The 20,804-nt window shown below is 43.2% G+C and carries 16 protein-coding genes, 1 tRNA gene and 2 rRNA genes; 5 read left to right on the plus strand and 14 right to left on the minus strand.

From position 1 onward, the window contains the following. Positions 1-85: 85 nt before the first annotated feature. Positions 86-3,021 (minus strand): 23S ribosomal RNA (locus ACXAD1_RS20330). 206 nt (positions 3,022-3,227) lie between these two features. Next, positions 3,228-4,777 (minus strand): 16S ribosomal RNA (locus ACXAD1_RS20335). The 16S and 23S rRNA genes sit together here, the layout of an rRNA operon. 745 nt (positions 4,778-5,522) lie before the next feature. Between ACXAD1_RS20335 and ACXAD1_RS20340 the strand changes: the two genes are divergently transcribed. Further along, positions 5,523-5,702, plus strand: coding sequence for a hypothetical protein (locus tag ACXAD1_RS20340; protein ID WP_206846148.1), 180 nt, complete (start codon positions 5,523-5,525; stop codon positions 5,700-5,702). A gap of 65 nt (positions 5,703-5,767) precedes the next feature. Here ACXAD1_RS20340 and ACXAD1_RS20345 read toward each other — a convergent pair whose 3' ends face one another. Beyond that, positions 5,768-6,682 carry a DMT family transporter gene (locus ACXAD1_RS20345; protein ID WP_474910848.1) on the minus strand — a complete coding sequence of 305 codons (915 nt, stop codon included), beginning with the start codon at positions 6,680-6,682 and terminating at the stop codon, positions 5,768-5,770. 147 nt (positions 6,683-6,829) lie between these two features. Here ACXAD1_RS20345 and ACXAD1_RS20350 point away from each other — a divergent pair, with 147 nt between their 5' ends. Further along, entirely contained in the window at positions 6,830-7,528 is a 699-nt protein-coding gene (locus tag ACXAD1_RS20350; protein ID WP_206846152.1) for an MgtC/SapB family protein, read from the plus strand. 67 nt (positions 7,529-7,595) lie between these two features. Then, positions 7,596-7,668, plus strand: a tRNA-Ala gene (locus ACXAD1_RS20355). Positions 7,669-8,154: 486 nt separating this feature from the next. Here the strand turns inward: ACXAD1_RS20355 and ACXAD1_RS20360 are convergent. From ACXAD1_RS20360 to ACXAD1_RS20395, 8 genes are all read right to left on the minus strand, one after another. After that, the gene (locus tag ACXAD1_RS20360) at positions 8,155-9,297 is read right to left on the minus strand and encodes a glycosyltransferase family 4 protein (RefSeq protein ID WP_474910849.1); all 1,143 of its coding nucleotides are present in this window, start codon (positions 9,295-9,297) and stop codon (positions 8,155-8,157) included. Positions 9,298-9,526: 229 nt separating this feature from the next. Continuing rightward, positions 9,527-10,861, minus strand: coding sequence for a UDP-glucose dehydrogenase family protein (locus tag ACXAD1_RS20365; protein ID WP_474910850.1), 1,335 nt, complete (start codon positions 10,859-10,861; stop codon positions 9,527-9,529). 106 nt (positions 10,862-10,967) lie between these two features. Next, on the minus strand, positions 10,968-11,123 hold the full coding sequence (locus tag ACXAD1_RS20370) for a hypothetical protein (RefSeq protein WP_206846157.1): 156 nt from the start codon (positions 11,121-11,123) through the stop codon (positions 10,968-10,970). A 201-nt stretch (positions 11,124-11,324) separates the two neighbouring features. Further along, the gene (gene cydS, locus ACXAD1_RS20375; protein WP_414635288.1) at positions 11,325-11,426 is read right to left on the minus strand and encodes a cytochrome bd oxidase small subunit CydS family protein; all 102 of its coding nucleotides are present in this window, start codon (positions 11,424-11,426) and stop codon (positions 11,325-11,327) included. A 12-nt stretch (positions 11,427-11,438) separates the two neighbouring features. Next, positions 11,439-12,464, minus strand: coding sequence for a cytochrome d ubiquinol oxidase subunit II (locus tag ACXAD1_RS20380; RefSeq protein ID WP_370225221.1), 1,026 nt, complete (start codon positions 12,462-12,464; stop codon positions 11,439-11,441). Then, positions 12,461-13,807 (minus strand): cytochrome ubiquinol oxidase subunit I, encoded by a 1,347-nt coding sequence (locus ACXAD1_RS20385; protein WP_206846163.1) that lies wholly within the window; start codon positions 13,805-13,807, stop codon positions 12,461-12,463. The genes ACXAD1_RS20380 and ACXAD1_RS20385 overlap by 4 nt, the downstream gene beginning before the upstream one ends. A gap of 490 nt (positions 13,808-14,297) precedes the next feature. Beyond that, complete coding sequence (locus ACXAD1_RS20390) at positions 14,298-14,942, minus strand: SDR family oxidoreductase (protein ID WP_474910851.1); 645 nt, start codon at positions 14,940-14,942, stop codon at positions 14,298-14,300. A gap of 71 nt (positions 14,943-15,013) precedes the next feature. After that, a complete protein-coding gene (locus ACXAD1_RS20395) occupies positions 15,014-15,628 on the minus strand; it encodes a protein kinase family protein (RefSeq protein WP_206846167.1) in 615 nt (204 codons plus the stop codon). A 506-nt stretch (positions 15,629-16,134) separates the two neighbouring features. Between ACXAD1_RS20395 and ACXAD1_RS20400 the strand changes: the two genes are divergently transcribed. Beyond that, positions 16,135-16,284 (plus strand): hypothetical protein, encoded by a 150-nt coding sequence (locus ACXAD1_RS20400; protein WP_474910852.1) that lies wholly within the window; start codon positions 16,135-16,137, stop codon positions 16,282-16,284. 96 nt (positions 16,285-16,380) lie between these two features. Further along, complete coding sequence (locus tag ACXAD1_RS20405) at positions 16,381-17,373, plus strand: potassium channel family protein (protein WP_206846169.1); 993 nt, start codon at positions 16,381-16,383, stop codon at positions 17,371-17,373. Here ACXAD1_RS20405 and ACXAD1_RS20410 read toward each other — a convergent pair. The 3 genes from ACXAD1_RS20410 to ACXAD1_RS20420 all read right to left on the minus strand — a co-directional run bounded on the left by ACXAD1_RS20410 (position 17,370) and on the right by ACXAD1_RS20420 (position 20,634). Further along, positions 17,370-17,777 (minus strand): YugN-like family protein, encoded by a 408-nt coding sequence (locus ACXAD1_RS20410; protein WP_206846170.1) that lies wholly within the window; start codon positions 17,775-17,777, stop codon positions 17,370-17,372. The genes ACXAD1_RS20405 and ACXAD1_RS20410 overlap by 4 nt on opposite strands. A gap of 128 nt (positions 17,778-17,905) precedes the next feature. Next, on the minus strand, positions 17,906-19,255 hold the full coding sequence (locus tag ACXAD1_RS20415; RefSeq protein ID WP_474910853.1) for a glucose-6-phosphate isomerase: 1,350 nt from the start codon (positions 19,253-19,255) through the stop codon (positions 17,906-17,908). Between the two features lie 215 nt (positions 19,256-19,470). Continuing rightward, the gene (locus ACXAD1_RS20420) at positions 19,471-20,634 is read right to left on the minus strand and encodes an iron-containing alcohol dehydrogenase (RefSeq protein WP_474910854.1); all 1,164 of its coding nucleotides are present in this window, start codon (positions 20,632-20,634) and stop codon (positions 19,471-19,473) included. Positions 20,635-20,804 lie beyond the last annotated feature (170 nt).

Raw genomic sequence — 20,804 nt, forward strand, 5'->3', positions numbered from 1 at the left:
CGTCCCTCCAAATCCCAAAACCAGGATTTGAATGGCCGGCTCTCCAACGTCTCTCGAAGTTGAACAGTCGCCTCCGCTTTTCGTTTTGGTTAAGTCCTCGATCGATTAGTATCAGTCAGCTCCACATGTCGCCACGCTTCCACCTCTGACCTATCAACCTGATCATCTTTCAGGGATCTTACTAGCTTGACGCTATGGGAAATCTCATCTCGAGGGGGGCTTCATGCTTAGATGCTTTCAGCACTTATCCCTTCCGCACATAGCTACCCAGCGATGCCTTTGGCAAGACAACTGGTACACCAGCGGTGCGTCCATCCCGGTCCTCTCGTACTAAGGACAGCTCCTCTCAAATTTCCTGCGCCCACGACGGATAGGGACCGAACTGTCTCACGACGTTCTGAACCCAGCTCGCGTACCGCTTTAATGGGCGAACAGCCCAACCCTTGGGACCGACTACAGCCCCAGGATGCGATGAGCCGACATCGAGGTGCCAAACCTCCCCGTCGATGTGGACTCTTGGGGGAGATAAGCCTGTTATCCCCGGGGTAGCTTTTATCCGTTGAGCGATGGCCCTTCCATGCGGAACCACCGGATCACTAAGCCCGACTTTCGTCCCTGCTCGACTTGTAGGTCTCGCAGTCAAGCTCCCTTGTGCCTTTACACTCTGCGAATGATTTCCAACCATTCTGAGGGAACCTTTGGGCGCCTCCGTTACTTTTTAGGAGGCGACCGCCCCAGTCAAACTGCCCACCTGACACTGTCTCCCGCCCCGATCAGGGGCGCGGGTTAGAATTTCAATACAGCCAGGGTAGTATCCCACCGACGCCTCCACCGAAGCTGGCGCTCCGGCTTCTCAGGCTCCTACCTATCCTGTACAAGCTGTACCAAAATTCAATATCAGGCTACAGTAAAGCTCCACGGGGTCTTTCCGTCCTGTCGCGGGTAACCTGCATCTTCACAGGTACTATAATTTCACCGAGTCTCTCGTTGAGACAGTGCCCAGATCGTTACGCCTTTCGTGCGGGTCGGAACTTACCCGACAAGGAATTTCGCTACCTTAGGACCGTTATAGTTACGGCCGCCGTTTACTGGGGCTTCGATTCAAAGCTTCGCTTGCGCTAACCTCTCCTCTTAACCTTCCAGCACCGGGCAGGCGTCAGCCCCTATACTTCGCCTTGCGGCTTCGCAGAGACCTGTGTTTTTGCTAAACAGTCGCCTGGGCCTATTCACTGCGGCTCATCAGGGCTATGCACCCTAATGAGCACCCCTTCTCCCGAAGTTACGGGGTCATTTTGCCGAGTTCCTTAACGAGAGTTCTCTCGCTCACCTTAGGATTCTCTCCTCGCCTACCTGTGTCGGTTTGCGGTACGGGCACCTTTTCCCTCGCTAGAGGCTTTTCTTGGCAGTGTGGAATCAGGAACTTCGGTACTAAATTTCCCTCGCCGTCACAGCTCAGCCTGTGTGGTAACGGGATTTGCCTCGTTACCGGCCTAACTGCTTGGACGCGCTAATCCAGCAGCGCGCTTACCCTATCCTCCTGCGTCCCCCCATTGCTCAAACGGTAAAGAGGTGGTACAGGAATATCAACCTGTTGTCCATCGCCTACGCTTTTCAGCCTCGGCTTAGGTCCCGACTAACCCTGAGCGGACGAGCCTTCCTCAGGAAACCTTAGGCATTCGGTGGATGGGATTCTCACCCATCTTTCGCTACTCATACCGGCATTCTCACTTCTAAGCGCTCCACCAGTCCTTGCGGTCTGGCTTCAACGCCCTTAGAACGCTCTCCTACCACTGACATCGAAAGATGTCAATCCACAGCTTCGGTGATACGTTTAGCCCCGGTACATTTTCGGCGCGGAGTCACTCGACCAGTGAGCTATTACGCACTCTTTAAATGGTGGCTGCTTCTAAGCCAACATCCTGGTTGTCTAAGCAACTCCACATCCTTTTCCACTTAACGTATACTTTGGGACCTTAGCTGGTGGTCTGGGCTGTTTCCCTCTTGACTACGGATCTTATCACTCGCAGTCTGACTCCCATGGATAAGTCTTTGGCATTCGGAGTTTGTCTGAATTCGGTAACCCGATGGGGGCCCCTAGTCCAAACAGTGCTCTACCTCCAAGACTCTTACTACATGAGGCTAGCCCTAAAGCTATTTCGGAGAGAACCAGCTATCTCCAAGTTCGATTGGAATTTCTCCGCTACCCACACCTCATCCCCGCACTTTTCAACGTGCGTGGGTTCGGGCCTCCATCCAGTGTTACCTGGACTTCACCCTGGACATGGGTAGATCACCTGGTTTCGGGTCTACGACCACATACTCATTCGCCCTATTCAGACTCGCTTTCGCTGCGGCTCCGTCTCTTCAACTTAACCTCGCATGTAATCGTAACTCGCCGGTTCATTCTACAAAAGGCACGCTATCACCCATTAACGGGCTCTAACTACTTGTAGGCACACGGTTTCAGGATCTCTTTCACTCCCCTTCCGGGGTGCTTTTCACCTTTCCCTCACGGTACTGGTTCACTATCGGTCACTAGGGAGTATTTAGCCTTGGGAGATGGTCCTCCCTGCTTCCGACGGGATTTCTCGTGTCCCGCCGTACTCAGGATCCACTCTGGAGGGAACGAAGTTTCAACTACAGGGCTTTTACCTTCTCTGGCCGGCCTTTCCAGACCTGTTCATTTACCTCGTTCCTTTGTAACTCCGTGTAGAGTGTCCTACAACCCCAGGAGGCAAGCCTCCTGGTTTGGGCTAATCCCGTTTCGCTCGCCGCTACTCAGGGAATCGCGTTTGCTTTCTCTTCCTCCGGGTACTTAGATGTTTCAGTTCCCCGGGTCTGCCTTCAATACCCTATGTATTCAGGTAAAGATCCTATCCCATTACGGATAGGGGGTTTCCCCATTCGGAAATCTCCGGATCAAAGCTTACTTACAGCTCCCCGAAGCATATCGGTGTTAGTACCGTCCTTCATCGGCTCCTAGTGCCAAGGCATTCACCGTGCGCCCTTTCTAACTTAACCGTATTTGACGTGTTCATCGAAGATGAACAAGATCAAAGGTTTTTAACTCTATTTAACATAGAGAGAATTGACTAAAATGGCGATTACTCGGTTATTGCTTCTTCATTAACATTATCTAGTTTTCAAAGAACGACTCTTTCATTGAGAGATTGAACTCTCAAAACTGAACGAACAAAACACGTCACGTTTCATGTAAATATCCTTAGAAAGGAGGTGATCCAGCCGCACCTTCCGATACGGCTACCTTGTTACGACTTCACCCCAATCATCTGTCCCACCTTAGGCGGCTGGCTCCAAAAGGTTACCCCACCGACTTCGGGTGTTACAAACTCTCGTGGTGTGACGGGCGGTGTGTACAAGGCCCGGGAACGTATTCACCGCGGCATGCTGATCCGCGATTACTAGCGATTCCGGCTTCATGCAGGCGAGTTGCAGCCTGCAATCCGAACTGAGAATGGTTTTATGGGATTCGCTTAACCTCGCGGTCTCGCAGCCCTTTGTACCATCCATTGTAGCACGTGTGTAGCCCAGGTCATAAGGGGCATGATGATTTGACGTCATCCCCACCTTCCTCCGGTTTGTCACCGGCAGTCACCTTAGAGTGCCCAACTGAATGCTGGCAACTAAGATCAAGGGTTGCGCTCGTTGCGGGACTTAACCCAACATCTCACGACACGAGCTGACGACAACCATGCACCACCTGTCATCCTGTCCCCCGAAGGGGAACGCCCTATCTCTAGGGTTGTCAGGAGATGTCAAGACCTGGTAAGGTTCTTCGCGTTGCTTCGAATTAAACCACATGCTCCACCGCTTGTGCGGGCCCCCGTCAATTCCTTTGAGTTTCAGCCTTGCGGCCGTACTCCCCAGGCGGAGTGCTTAATGCGTTTGCTGCAGCACTAAAGGGCGGAAACCCTCTAACACTTAGCACTCATCGTTTACGGCGTGGACTACCAGGGTATCTAATCCTGTTTGCTCCCCACGCTTTCGCGCCTCAGCGTCAGTTACAGACCAAAGAGTCGCCTTCGCCACTGGTGTTCCTCCACATCTCTACGCATTTCACCGCTACACGTGGAATTCCACTCTTCTCTTCTGCACTCAAGTTCCCCAGTTTCCAATGACCCTCCCCGGTTGAGCCGGGGGCTTTCACATCAGACTTAAGGAACCGCCTGCGCGCGCTTTACGCCCAATAATTCCGGACAACGCTTGCCACCTACGTATTACCGCGGCTGCTGGCACGTAGTTAGCCGTGGCTTTCTGGTTAGGTACCGTCAAGGTACCGGCAGTTACTCCGGTACTTGTTCTTCCCTAACAACAGAGTTTTACGATCCGAAAACCTTCATCACTCACGCGGCGTTGCTCCGTCAGACTTTCGTCCATTGCGGAAGATTCCCTACTGCTGCCTCCCGTAGGAGTCTGGGCCGTGTCTCAGTCCCAGTGTGGCCGATCACCCTCTCAGGTCGGCTACGCATCGTCGCCTTGGTGAGCCGTTACCTCACCAACTAGCTAATGCGCCGCGGGCCCATCTGTAAGTGATAGCCGAAACCATCTTTCAGCTTTCCCTCATGTGAGGGAAAGAATCATCCGGTATTAGCCCCGGTTTCCCGGAGTTATCCCAGTCTTACAGGCAGGTTGCCCACGTGTTACTCACCCGTCCGCCGCTGACTTCAGGGAGCAAGCTCCCATCTGTCCGCTCGACTTGCATGTATTAGGCACGCCGCCAGCGTTCGTCCTGAGCCAGGATCAAACTCTCCATATAAGAGTTGATTAAGCTCATAAGTTGTCTTTTCAAAAAAGACTAAAGAATTAACGTTGACGTTTTTGTTCGTTCAGTTTTCAAAGATCAATTTCTTTTTGTTATATTTTACCTTATCGCTCAGAAGCGACTTTATCAATATAACATGTTATCCCTTAGCAAGTCAACATTTTTTTAAAATCTTTTTTCTTTGTTTAACATGCCTTGTTGAGGACAAGAATTAATATACCATGACTTATTAAATGTTTGCAATATAATTTTTAAAAATGTTTATCTTTATATTTTCAGTGCATATTATTATAAATCTCTTCTCTATTAAATTGTTGTTTTGAAATCAATTTAAAGACGGTACCTTTACGAAAACTTTATTCATTGTAGCCAGATCTCATAAAATGTGCATTTTCTTAACATCAAATTTATACGCATTTCACCTGAACTCTAGAAAATTCATTATATCATTAACATATTTTTCGAAACCTTCATTTCATATACCCACAAACTTATCCACCACTAAACACTTATTAATTCAGTTGTCAACAAAGTTATCCACATCGTGTGAATAACTTTGTTCAGCTTTCCACACTTTTATAAGCTTCTTTTAACAATAATTAAATTTATACATAATTTATTGATTAGCCGTCACGGGAGTGAGAAAACAAGTTTTAAATAATAACAATATAAAGATATAGTAATAGTTTTGGTTATTTTTCATAAAATCTATTAACTCTACTTTAAACGGAAGGTGTGAATGACACTGGAAACCGCTGCCCTATATCTATCTGTAATCATGGCCATATTTTTGTTTGCCTATGCCTATGCAGAGGGGATTAAAATTGCAAATTCAGATGAAGAGGTCTATGGAGGCACCTTCATCTTTTCTGTTACAGCTGCATTTATTTTTTCTGCTCTGACCTATGTATTTAGATAAAAAAAATCTCCCCATTCCCAGGGAGATTTTTCTCTTATATACTTCAAAATATATTACTCATCTATTTATCCGGAAGCCGCTGTTTTTTTCTTTAATTCTTTCATTCGAATCCTTCTCTCATCTAATAAGAAGAGAGTTATTCCTCCAATTACAATTGTTCCCCCAAGAACTTGCGTCCATAAAATAGACTCCTGAAGTAAATAATATGCTAAAACAGCAGCACCAACTGGCTCAAATAAGATGGCCATAGAAATGGTTGAAGTGCTTAGCCACTTTATTGACCAATTGAATAATGTATGTCCGAGCAGAGTGGGAACAAGAGCAAGCAAGATAAAATATACCCAATCACTGGTTCCATATGGGAGTAAAGGTTCTTCGACGATTAACACGTAAAAAAACAATGTAATAGTGCTTATACTATAAACAACAAAGGTGTAAGTAACGAGCGATAGTCTTTTTCTGACTGTTTGGCCAAACATTAAGTAAGCCGTTACCAGGGCGCAGGCAATGATTGCAAGTATATCCCCGAACAAAGCAGTCCCGCTGATTTGAAAATCTCCCCAGCTGATAATAACACTGCCCGCAATTGCCAGAAACCCGCTTAAAATGGCTTTCCAGGTAAACTTTTCTTTAAAAAAGAGATATGTGCCTGCAAATGCAAATAAGGGCTGGAGAGTCACAAGGACTGTGGAACTGGCTACAGAGGTGTAGTTCAGTGACTCAAACCAGAGAATAAAATGGAATGCAAGAAACACACCGGCAATGATGGAATAGATCCAATCCCGCCGTGTAATAAGACGAAGTTCCGGAACATACTTTATAAGAAATACAGGCAGCATGAAAAGAACGGAAAATAATAATCTGTAAAAAGCAATGACTCCCGATGGAGCGCTGGATACCTTCACCAATATGGCTGATGTAGAGACAGAAATGACGCCAATTGCCAGGACAACATAGGGGTTTATTTTTTTATCTGACATTTTTTTATTCTCCTTGTTTCTGTTTCCTAATAATTAGGGTATATTTCATTTTACAACGTTTAGTCAAACTTTTACTACGGTTTTATTTTAGCAGGATTTTAAAGATCATATTTTGGATATATAATACTTAAAAAAGCGGGAGATATTATGAGCAGTTTAGAGATAGAAATATTAATGAAGCTGGGTATTTCAGCAGTCCTGGGTCTTGTAATCGGCCTGGAGAGAGAATTAAAAAGAAAGCCTGTCGGCCTAAAGACCAGTTTAGTTATTTCCATAGTAAGCTGCCTGCTGACTATTGTGTCTATAGAATCGGCTTATATGTTTCCCGGTAATGATGACATCAACATAACGATGGATCCTCTCCGTTTAGCTGCCCAGATTGTATCAGGAATCGGCTTTTTGGGTGCAGGCGTTATTTTAAGGCGGGGAAATGACAGTATTTCGGGTCTTACAACAGCAGCTTTAATTTGGGGGGCAGCAGGAATTGGAATTGCTGTAGGAGCAGGCTTTTATATTGAAGCAATGGCAGGAGTGGCGCTGCTTATTATTTCAGTAGAGGTAATTCCTCTTATCATGGGCATAATTGGCCCCAAACGCTTAAGAGAAAAAGAAATCAATCTGCAGCTGAAAGTAAGGGATAAAGAAAATATCGCTGACATCATCCCAGCGGTAAAAGACCTTGATATCTCTATAAAACATATTCGCATAAAAGATTTAGAAGATGAACATCTGCATCTTGTACAGCTGATTGTTGCCGTCGACTATAAAAGAAGAACTACTGATGTTTATTACAGCGTTTCAAGTATCCCTGGAGTGCAGTGCATGGAAATCGATAGCATGCAGTAAAATTTTTTAATAATTCCTCTTGCAAGATAACTCCGATGTGGTTATAATTTTTCTTGTACCACTTCTCGGGGGATTAGCTCAGCTGGGAGAGCGCAACGCTGGCAGCGTTGAGGTCAGGGGTTCGAGCCCCCTATTCTCCATACTAATATCAAAACGCTCAACCACTTTATGTACAAGAGGTTGAGCGTTTTGATTTTTTCTTTGCCTTTTATCAGATTTTCTATATTTACTATTGAGGGGCACGAATTGGTCACTTCACTTTTGCGTGACCATTTATAAGCAATTAGTTAAGGAATAAATTCTTTATAATGGAGTTTTTTCGTTTAGTTTTTTATTTTCTCTAATGGCACTTCAGTTTTTTTCACAAATAGTAATAATTTTATTCGTTATCCTATTGGCAATAATATTTGCTCTTATATTTTAAAGAGAAGCTAAATTTATCCCAATGTAATATTATTTTAAATAACTAATGCCAGCTTTTTGGTTATATATATTATTAAGCTAATCGAATTTGCTTGGTGAAAGATGGCTTTGGCAGTTAAAAAATCCAAGCATTGTTGATTTTATTAGATATTTCTTTTCGAAAACCTCAGAAAACTTCACTATCTTCAACAATGAGAATCTCTTTATGCATATCTCTTTTCCCCGCTGTCTCCAATTACATGTGCATAATGTCCCAGCAGATCTTCAAAAATTCTATCCCACTTTTGTGTTAAAGCGAATTCCCTTCCTTCAAATCCCATTTGTGTCCGATGCTTTGGATTGGTCAGCATATTTATAATTGCTTCAGAGAATTCTTCAACATTGCCCGGTTGACATAAGTGACCAGTTACCCCGTCCTGAATAATGCTCTTGACTCCTCCTGAGTCCGCGCCAATAACAGGGGTTCCGCTTGCCAGCGATTCCAGAACAACATTTCCAAATGTCTCGGTTGAAGACGGAAAGACAAATAAATCCGATGCGGAGTAAATTTCTGAGAGCTCCCTGCCTTTTAAATAGCCTGTAAACATCATATTTTTTGGGGCATTAGCCTGTAGTTGCCCACGAATCGGCCCGTCCCCGACAATAAGCCACTGAACGTTTTCTTTGAGATATGTTGGGAGTATTTTTGCTATCTCTATAAGAATTTCTGCATTTTTTTCAGGTGCCAGTCTGCCTGCATACATTATTAGGTATTTTCTTCGTATTGAATATTTCTTGCGCAATGAAAGCTTATCGTGGTACGGATGGAACAGCTGACAGTCGACACCTCTCGGCCAGATTTCCAGATTAGTGAAGCTGTGCTCCTTTAATTGATTTAAGGTCTCAATTGATGGAACAAAGGTTTTTTTAAAGGGACTGTAAAACCATGTCATATATTTCCAAAGTATACTTGATAGAAATTTAAGATCATAGAATTGCAGATACTGGTCAAAATCAGTGTGATAGGAACCCACAAGAGGGATGTTTAGTTTTTTTGAACAATAAACACCGCTTAGCCCAAGATTGAAAGGTGTGGCAACGTGTACGATATCAGGCTTGAACGCTTCTAATTCATCCTTAATTTGGAAATAGCTAGGAAAAGCAACTCGGCATTCAGGGTATAAGAAAAAGGAAGCGCTTTTAAAACGGTGAATATGTTTGGAAACATACTCGTCTCGCTGGTTAGCAGGTGCGAAAATTTTAACCTCAATGTTTTGTTCACTTAAATAATCGGTGAACCTTTTAAGTGTCCGGGCGACTCCATTGATGTCTGGATAAAAGGTATCAGTGAATAGGGCAATTTTCATATGTGCCTCCTTGCCATTATTTCAGCTCTTTTCTTTAAAGAACTAATAAATAAAAACTTCAAATACCAGCTATAGAACCAAGAGCTCCTTCTCCAATCACACCTGACGGAAAGCGAAGAACAATACAAATGTTGGAAATAACCACAAGAATATCCAATGTTATTCACATGATAGAGACGGAGGAAAGGCAAGGAGCATTTTCAGAATGACTAATCCTCTCTTTGTGTGTTTAACTGCTTTTAACTCTAGTCATCTGGTCATGTAAAATAGAAGATCTTCCTATGGAAATATAGGTTAATGGATGTTTACGGACATCCGAAAGAGAGTAGCAGTTTCTTCCGTCAATAATGACAGGAGATTTCATTCTTTCAGCGTATACCTTCAAAGACAGATGTTTGATTTCGTCCCATTCTGTTGCAATAATGGCAAAGTCAGCACCTTCAAGTGCTATTTTAATATCCATTGTATATTCGATTGTATTCCCTAAGACACTTCGAGCATTAGGAATCGCAGCAGGATCATAAGCGATGACGAAGGCACCTTCTTCCAGAAGCTTTTTGGCTATGATAAGAGACGCTGCTCCTCGAACATCATCTGTATCCGGCTTAAATGCAAGGCCAAGAAGAGCCGCTCTTTTGCCTTCCAAGGAGCCCAATACGTTTTCGGCTTTACGGACAGCTAAGGTCTGCTGCCGATTATTCACTTTAATAACCGATTCAAGGAGCTCGAATTGATGCTGTATATTACCCGCTAATTGAACAAGAGCTTTTGTATCTTTTGGGAAACAAGAACCACCATACCCTAATCCAGCTTGAAGAAAGTGCGGTCCAATCCGTTTATCCTGTCCTATCCCATATGCGACATCTTCAATGTTAGCTCCTACTTTTTCACATATTGCCGCAATTTCATTAATAAAACTGATTTTTGCTGCCAGGAAGGCATTAGAAGCATATTTAATCATTTCTGCACTTCTTGTATCTGTTTTATAGATTGGTATATTTAGAGGAAGGTAGATTTCTTCCAACTTTAATGCTGCGCGGCTCGATTCTGTTCCTAAAATTATTCGGTCACCATTGAAAAAATCTAAAATGGCAGACCCTTCGCGCAAAAATTCAGGATTAGATACGACCTCTACCTTGAAAGGCGGAGGATTTACACTTTGAATAATTTCTTTTATTTTTTCATTTGTTCCTACTGGGACTGTGCTCTTTGTGCAGATAATAACTTCATTTTCAATGCATGTGCCAATTGCATATGCTGCAGCATGAATGTAATCAAGATTTGCTGTACCGTCATGATTTTCCGGTGTGCCAACTGCAATAAAAATTATATCTGCATCCTTATAGGCAATTTTAGGGTTTGCAGTGAATGCCAAACGGCCATTTGAGAGATTTTTTTTCAGCATTGGTTCAAGTCCCGGTTCGAAAATAGGTGATTGCCCCGTTTTAAGCAGCTGAATTTTTTCTTTCCGTATATCTGTGCAAATCACATGATGGCCCATTTCAGCTAAACAAACCCCCGTAATTAATCCCACATAACCTGTTCCGGCAACAGCAATTCTCATGCAATCCCTCCTGAGCATTTCTTACTGCAATTTTATTAGCTAAACCTTAAAGACAATCCTGACGGCATGTTAATCTATTGTAATAAATTTAAGAAAAGGTAAACTTTCAGCTCCCAGCGCGCTCAATCAATTCTCTTTCCAATATTTCTAATAGATAATCAAGAAGCTGATTCCTTAATTCTTCTCTTTGCAGCGCAAATTCGATATTTGTTTGAATAAATCCCATTTTTTCACCTACATCATTCCGTGCCTTCAAATTCACAGGCATACACCTTTTGATATTGATTGAGACTGTTAATTGCATCAGTCAGCTTACCTTCAGCATTATCACCTTCTCCTCTTTTCATCCAATTATAAAGAGTGAATATAATGCTCAATTGATTTCTTTGTTAAGAAAAAGTTAAAAATTCAAATTTTTCTTAACAATAAAAAAAGACCAGCCCTATAAGGGCTGGTCTACAAGTTACTCCTCTATCCGCCCGTCCTTCCCAGCCAGCCAGAAAGCCGCTGCAATGGAAGCAATGATCACAATAAACGGTGCATAAAACATCACAAATTCTGCCATGGTTTTTCCCTCCTATGCATGATCGTCCCGCTTTCCCTGGACATAGTCTTTATTGAAAAGGAATAGCCTGAGAAGCAGATAAAGGGACGGCAGGAGCAATCCCAGTCCTGCTATGAAGGCAATGATGAGAGCGATGGCCATAGCTTCGTTTGTAAAACCATCATAAATAGTCAGGTATGGATAAAGCAGGTATGGATAATGCGAGATTCCATAGGCAAAGAACGCCACTAAGAATTGTCCTGCCAAGAGCCCAAATGCGAGTCCGTATAATTTACGCTTCCATATTAGATAAACAGTCCCTGCAAACAGGATGAATGAGATGCCAAACAGCCACCATAGGTCCATTAATCTGCTGAAATGCTCAGGATTATGATCCCGCAGTTCGACAATAATGCCTGTCGCTGTTACAATAGCAGGCACCGCCCATATTAGAGCGTATTTTCTAAGCAGCTCTGTGGCCGGTTCATCGGTTGCTTTATTGGCATACCACGTCAGGAATACTGCCGATATATATAAAACTGCTGATATACTCAGTACGACGATGCTCCATGTCAGCGGACTGGTGAACAATGCCCAGTAGTCAAGCTCCAGGCCTGATGATGTTTCACTAACGAATCCGCCTTCTGAAATGGTCAGGACAATGGACAGAGATGCAGGAATGAAAAGACCTGAAAGTCCATACAGATAGGTCCATTTTTTTTGTCTTAGCCCGCCGTAGGTGGTAAAAGCGTAATAAGATCCGCGGATGGCCAGCAGGACTACTGCAATGCTTGCCGGCACCAGCAGGACTGTTCCATAATAATAGGCTGTTTTTGGAAAGAATCCGACAATGCCTACGAAGAAAAACACCAGGAACACATTCGTAACTTCCCAAACCGGTGATAAATAACGCTGAATAATACGGGTTAAAATATGCTGTTTTCCGCGGAATAGACTGTATGCGTTGAAAAATCCTGCACCAAAGTCAATAGAGGCAACGATGACGTATCCAAATAGAAACAGCCATAAGACGGAAATTCCGATGATTTCAAGCGTCATCGCAGCTCACCTTCTTTCTCCAGCTCACGGTCGGACAATTCCTGTTCGACCGGATTTTTGCGGAACATTCTGGTGAGGACAATAATGCTTCCAATTGCCAGCACCAGATATAATCCTGCAAACAGCAGAAGCATAAGGTCTACTTGACCGCTTGAGGTTGCGGCGTCTTCAGTACGCATGATGCCCCTCAGAATCCACGGCTGCCGTCCAACCTCAGCAAACCACCATCCCGCTTCAATTGCGATTATGGATAAAGGGCCACCCAAAACGATCAGCCAGCGAAACCACTTCGACGAAACAAAACGCATTTTAAACCAGGTGCCTAAGACGTAGAAAAGCGAAAGTGCCGTCATCCACATGCCAATCGTCACCATAAGGTCAAACAGGTAATGGATATATAGCGGCGGAATTTCATCCTCTGCAAATTGGTCAAGTCCGATCACTTCGGCATTCGGATTGCTGTGCGCAAGGATGCTGAGTGCATATGGAATCTTAATGGCATATTTCACTTCTCCGTCATCAAGAACCCCATAGAGCATTAATGGTGCCCCTTCTTCTGTTTCAAAATGCCACTCGGCGGCAGCCAATTTTTCAGGCTGGTATTCCGCAAGGTATTTTCCGGAGAAGTCACCAATTACCGCTGTAGCGATCGAGAAAATCAATCCGATTTTCATTGTGAGCAGCAATGCCTTCTTATGGTAGATATGATTCGATCCTTTTAGAAGGCGAAAAGCTCCTATTGATGCAAGGACAAACGCTGATGTCATATAGGCTGTTGAAAGCACATGCGTAACCTTCGTTGGCATGGCGGGTGTGAACATTGCCAGTATCGGGTTAATATTTACCAGCTGGCCATTCACAATGTCAAAGCCCTGCGGTGCATTCATAAATGCATTTACAATGGTAATGAAAATAGCAGAAAACGAAGCCCCTATTGCAACTGGGATTAATAAAAGCATATGCTTTTTCTGGTTCTCAAACCGATCCCATGTATACAGATAAATCCCAAGGAAAATCGCTTCAAAGAAAAAGGCAAAAGTCTCCATAAACAAAGGCAGCGCAATGACATTGCCTGCTAGTTCCATAAAGTTAGGCCACAGCAATGATAGCTGCAGGCCGATGGCTGTCCCCGTAACAACACCGACAGCCACCGTAATGACAAAACCGCGCGTCCATCTTCGGGCGAGCAAAATATAATGTTCATCCTGTTTTTTTATCCCCACCCATTGTGCAATCATAATCATGAGCGGGATGCCGACACCAATGGTGGCGTAAATGATGTGGAAGGATAATGTCAGCTCAGTTAAGACACGGCTGAAAAAGACAGATTCCTCATTTCCCATTTAACATTCTCCTTTTCCTATCCTGCAAAAATACGTCCAATAAAAGAAAGCCCCATTATGATAGCCACTGTAAAAGCAAGCCACATTAATATGCGTTCCTGTTTTTTATACATTCACTCACTCCTCTTGAATGCTCATTACATCACATTATTCCACAGTTTTGAAGAAAAAGCTGTGACACTAAAACAGCATTTGTATGAGGAAAATATGAAATCTTATGTATTTCCTTTTACAATTCCTTATTCCCTATTGAGAAGCAATTAAAACGAAAAGGACATTGGAATTTGCCAATGCCTGGTTCAACTAATCTTCTAACTTATATGTGTTTAAGTATAAGCAGCCCTTAAGGCAAAATCTCTGCTTTTGTTAATTCTACTCTTTTCCTCCATTGGGCAGACTCCTGTTTTTTCTAATTTAATTTTCTCTAAGCGGGATAATTTATACTTGAATTTGCCGAAAAAAATCCCGGTGCATACACACCGGGCAAAAGTTATATATTTTTCAATGCTGCTTCCGCATCTTCTTCACCTGAAACCAGATCAAATGCGCGTTTATAGGTGCTTTCACTATCCAGGACATCATAAAGAGTTTTAGCTACATCCTCACGGGGAATGAAGCCACGCTCCAAACTTTCTGCTGCTTTGATTTTGCCGGTTCCCGCTTCATTTGTCAGGCCCCCTGGACGAACGATTGTGTAATTCAAGCTGCTGTTTTCCAGGATTCTGTCGGCATAATGCTTCGCAGCGTAATAAGGCTTGATTTTTTCATTCCACTTATCACGATTATTCGCCTGTATAGCGCTGACCATTATAAACCGGTCCACACCAGCCTTCTCCGCCGCTTCTATTGTTTTTACAGCTCCATCAAGGTCAATCAGAAGAGTTTTGTCATAGCCTGTATGTCCGCCTGAACCTGCAGTAAACACAATTGCATCACAGCCTTTGGCAGCTTCAGCCAATTCATCAACCGTTCCTTCAAGGCTTGCGACTGCCGTCTCCACACCCGTATCTTCAAACTTCCGGGCCTGCTCTTCTTTTCTGATCATCGCCCGTACTGTATGTTTATCTGCTTCTTTTATAAGCTTTACCAGCTGCTTTCCGATTTGTCCGTTTGCTCCGACGATTAGAACTTTCATGGATACCTGCCCCTTTCTGTTTATGTGGTCTTTATTATTTCAAAAGAAAAATGCCATATCAAATGAACTGTTTAGGAACCCATACGGAAAATCCGCTTTTTATAAAGTGCCGCAATTGTATTCATGATTAAAACAGGGATCTTCTTTGGAAAATATCTTTTTCTGTAAAATCTATAGAATGCATGCTTCAAGTCGTCCCACTGTGTACAATTCTTCGTTTGTTTAAATCGGGCAACATCAATGATTTTAATATGGTCATCCTCTGTAAGAATAATGTTGCGCAGGTGGATATCCGAAGGGTTAAGCCCTCTTTCCCTCGCAAGCTTTAAAGCCTCATCTATTTGCCTGATTTTCTCCTCTTCTATCGGGACTCCTTTTGCTAGACATTCAAACAAAGTCAGTCCCTGTACATAATCAATTACAATATAGTTATCTCCAGAGCAATATAATGAGGGATAGTACGGATGGTCGGGCAACGACCTGTATATCTCCGCTTCTTCCCTGGCGGTTCTTTTAAACTCCGGAAAAAATACCTTTAATACAAGATTGGTTTCTTTTAACCTAAAAGCAAATGCACTTCTCCCTGCTCCTATAAATTCCAAACTGTCGTCCTTCTCGAGAAGTCTGGTCCAATTAAGGCTTCTGGAAAACTTTACACTGTCTGCAAGCTGCTGATATGATTTCATCTCTAAACCTCCCTGTTCCAGACTCTTCCCTAAAAATAAAAGGCACTGAACCATTTATTGGTCTCAGCGCCTTAAAAACAAAAGAGACCTTACCAAAATAAATGGTAAAGGTCTCGCAAGCAACATTTTGTTGCCAGTAAAGCCGGAGATTCATTATCTCGTATTGACGACTCTACTTGACAGCTACTCCCCTTTAGGAAGAATCCGAACTATTTTGTTAAATTAATTATATGATTAATTAATCTATTCGTCAAATGATACGTTTTCGGCAGCCTGCTTTTCAAAGCGCACTCCAAATGCCATCATATTCTTGAGTAAATTGGTATAAACGATGTGTTTACGTGCAAAATATGAGGGTAAACTATATTCGTTCTAAATTTCATTTGCAAATTATTAAGGGATTTACCGTTTAAATGGAAAAGAAATCGGGTAACATAATTGTAACATTATAAAGGAATTTACTATCTGCCCGATAGTCCTATATATCCCTAAAGGAGGGAGTCATCATGGATTTTGAACACGAGGCTGTCATACTAAAAAGAGAACTCTCCCTTCTCATGGATGAATATGAAAGGTGCGAGATTGACGTCGTGAGAAATGAAATATCAAAGGATATTCAACTGCTGAGCCGTGCAATAGACGATATACTTAACTAAAGTATATGCTGGCATGGCTTTTTTTATATTCTATACGGCTGGCATTTTTTAGCAGTCAGCTGCTGAAACCTTTTGTAAATTAGGAGGGGTATTTTTATGCCTCAGCACATCTATTACAGTTTTATACGTCTCCCTTTAGTAATCAGAATTCTGCTGATTGCCCTGATGGTGATCTTTCTTTTTGGGGGGTTAATACATATTATTGAGCCGACCTCCTTTCCGACTTTTTTTGATGGAATCTGGTGGGCGGTTGTAACTGCTTCAACTGTCGGTTTTGGAGATTTTTATCCCAAAAGCACTGCAGGGCGTATTGTGGGCATTGCGCTTATTTTTACTGGTGCGGGTTTTCTGTCTACCTATTTTATTTCACTTGCAACAGCAGCAGTTACCCGGCAGAATGACTTCCTGGAGGGGAAAATCGAATATCGGGGTCAAAACCATATTGTTGTAATTGGCTGGAATGAACGTTCAAGGGAGATCGTTAATACTCTCGGAGGCGATGGGATGAACCATTCCATTGCTTTAATTGATGAAACACTGAGGTCAAATCCTGTTCCCCATAATAATGTACATTTTATTCAGGGACGCGCTAACAGAGATGATGTCCTCATGAAGGCAAATATATTTGATGCCAAAAAAGTAATTATCACAGCTGATCAGAACAAAGATGAACTGCATGCTGACATGAATTCAATTTTAACCTTATTGGCCATCAAAGGATTAAATCGCGATGTTCAATGCATCGTTGAAATATTAACTTCAGAACAGGCAGCCAACGCTAAAAGAGCGGGGGCTGATGAAATCGTTCAGACGAATGTTCTAACGAGCTTTGTCATGATCAACAGCATTTCTTCCCAGGAGCTCGTTACTTCTTTTCTTGATTTGCTGGGACAGCTCGATAAACGAAAATTAACTTTTCAGCCTGCATCAGAAGATATAGAAAATAAGACTTTTGCTGAACTTAGTGCCGAACTTATGAAAGAAGGCATTCTGCTCTTGGGTGTTAAAAGAGGGGAAGAAACCCTTGTTAATCCTCCCCAGCCTTTTATAATTCTTCAGCAGGATCAGCTGATTGTTATACTCGGTTAATCTCTTAATAAAATAGACTCCAGCTCTTCGACAAGCGCTTTGCCGAGATCAATAAATTCTTCCGGAAAACGAGCGTCCTTATCTACAGGCTCCGAGAATTGATCAAAGGAGGCGCTGAAATTCCCTGTATAAGCGTGGTCATCCAGGCCGCGCTGATACTTATGTGAAAGCAGAAACGGCCTGCCAATTTCCACCGTACAGCTTGGATCATCAAGCTGCCCATCAATTGCCTTAAATGGGACCCTTAAAAACTGGTACCCCACCTCATCATCAATTTTATAATCAAAAGACCCGTGATCATAATCCCAGTTCCCGCCAACCGAATAGCCAATCGGCTTTAGAGCCTGCTCCAGCTTATACAAATCAAAATGCTTTCCTTCCACTTTTGAAGGTATTTCAATCACTGAATCCATCCCCTTTTACTCTTTTTGCTTAGTTTCTCCAAAGTAAGGGATATCATGAATGCGATTTAGCAGCGGCATCTTTTTCTCCAATAAAAAAACGCCCACCCGCAGGCAGACGTTTTTCACTATTACTTTAATCTCTTTTCAAGTTCAGCTTTTTTCTCTTCAAATCCTGGTTTTCCTAATAGGGCGAACATGTTCACTTTGTATGCTTCCACACCAGGCTGGTCGAACGGGTTCACTCCCAGCAAGTAGCCGCTCATTGCACATGCTTTTTCAAAGAAGTAAACCAGGTAGCCAAATGTGTAGGCATCCATTTTCGGAATGGAAACGATCAGGTTTGGCACTCCGCCGTCTGTGTGGGCAAGCATTGTCCCTTCAAAGGCTTTGTTATTTACAAAGTCGACAGTCTCACCCGCAAGATAGTTCAGGCCATCAAGATCATTCTCTGCTTCTTCAATGGTAAGCTCATGGCGTGATTCTTCCACCTTGATAACCGTTTCGAAAAGGTCCCGGCGGCCTTCCTGCACATACTGGCCTAATGAATGAAGATCAGTAGAGAAGTTTGCTGATGAAGGGAAAATTCCTTTCTGGTCTTTTCCTTCACTTTCACCGAACAGCTGCTTCCACCACTCTGCAAAATATTGAAGTCCTGGTTCATAGTTGATCAGCATTTCAATCGTTTTGCCTTTGTTATATAGAACATTGCGGACAGCAGCGTACTGGTATGCTGCATTATCCTGAAGCTCAGATTTGCTGAAGTCCTCGCGTGCCTGTGCAGCACCGCTCATCATATCTTCAATGCTTGCACCGCTGACAGCAATCGGCAAAAGACCTACTGCTGTGAGGACAGAATAGCGGCCACCGACATCATCAGGAATAATAAATGACTCGTAGCCTTCCTCTGTCGCAAGAGTCTTTAAAGCCCCTCTTGCTTTATCGGTTGTAGCATAAATTCGTTTACGCGCTTCTTCCACACCATATTTTTCTTCCAGCAGTTTGCGGAAAATACGGAAAGCCAATGCAGGCTCAGTCGTTGTGCCTGATTTGGAGATAACATTGATGGACCAATCTTTGCCGTCAAGAAGGTCCATTAGATCCTTCATATAAGCGGAACTAATATTGTTGCCCGCAAATAATACCTGCGGAGTTCCGCGCTTTTCTTTTGGAAGTGCATTATAGAAGCTGTGCTGAAGCATTTCAATAGCCGCACGCGCTCCAAGATAGGAACCTCCAATTCCAATGACGATAAGGATATCGGAATCACTTTTAATTTTCTCAGCAGCTTTTTCGATGCGGGAGAACTCTTCTTTGTCGTAGTTTGCAGGCAGATCAATCCAGCCTAAAAAGTCACTGCCAGCGCCAGTTTGTTCATGAAGGGAGTGATGTGCTACCTTCACGGCATCCTGCAGATATGTAATTTCATGTTCGCCAAAAAAAGGAAGTGCTTTTGCGTAATCAAAACGAACGTGTGTCATGAATGTCCTCCAGTTTTTTTCAAATTTAAACAGCCTGCAGTAATTCTGGCTGTCATCCTTATACCACTTTAACGAAAGCATCAAAGTTAATCAAGAATCATCCCCTAATGTAAGCGTGTCCAATTTTGACATATTTTTTACGCGCAAATGGTGATTGTCATTTTTCGGCGAAAAATGTAAAAGGACTCTGCCTATGGCAGAGTCCAGCCTGGTATTTATAAAGAAGCGCGGTAGATTGAAACCACGTCATCATGATTTAATTTCGCGAAATTGCCGAATTCTCCGTTGACAGTCGCTTTGTCTGCCATCAATTCAATCTTGCTGTCATCGATATCATAATCAGCCAGGCGTGACGGTGCACCAATGCTGTTCCAGAATGCACGAAGCTTTTCAATGCCTTCAAGCGCAATATCCTCATCTGTTTTTCCTGCGGGATCCACGCTAAATACACGGGTAGCCAGCTGCTTGAATCGCTCAGGCTTCACGTTCAGATTATGCTTCATCCAGTTCGGGAATAGAATGGCCAGACCGCCGCCATGAGGAATATCATAAACGGCCGATACTGCATGCTCGATATTATGCGTAGCCCAGTCTCCCCGGTAGCCCATATTCAGAAAACCGTTCAATGCCATTGTGCCGGAATATAAAATGGTCGCACGATGGTCATAGCTTTCAAGATCTTTAAGGAGCTTAGGAGCAGCTTCCATAATGGTAATCAGCAGCGATTCACACATACGATCCTGGAAATCTGTATTTTCTTCAAGATGGAAATAATGCTCCAGTACATGGGACATCATGTCCACAATTCCATAAACCGTCTGATTACTTGGCACTGTGAATGTATTAACAGGGTCAAGGATTGAAAATTTTGGGAAAGTAACAGGACTGCCCCATCCATATTTTTCATTTGTTTCCCAGTTTGTAATAACAGATCCTGCATTCATTTCAGAACCGGTAGCCGCTAATGTAAGAACGGTTCCAAAAGGCAGAGCTTTTGCAGCAAATGCTTTCTTAATGACCAGATCCCAGGCATCGCCATCATATTTAGCACCAGCTGCGATTGCCTTAGTGCAGTCAATTACACTCCCGCCGCCAACAGCCAGCAGGAAATCGATGCCTTCAGTTTTACAGATTTCAACGCCTTTGCGGACAGTGGAAACTCTTGGATTAGGCTCAACACCTGATAGTTCAAACACTTCAGCACCAATTTCATTTAGCTGTGCCATCACTTTATCATATAAACCATTGCGCTTAATGCTTCCGCCGCCATACACTACAAGAACCTTCTTGCCATACTGCGGAATTTCAGTCTGCAATTGGGATAGCTGATCTTTCCCAAAGATTAATTTAGTCGGATTATAAAAGGTAAAATTTTGCATATCACCATCTCCTTTTCCACATTATTATCTTTCAAATTTTCAGCTATTGCAAAAAGTACGATTCGAAAGGTGAGCATTAGATATCCCGGGTTCTCAGATCATCTTTTTCATTATGGCTATTAACGATTATTACAATGAATATTTTTTATTTCCCTGCAGCAACATAATAT

This window comes from Cytobacillus sp. ABV4_503, assembly GCF_056158445.1.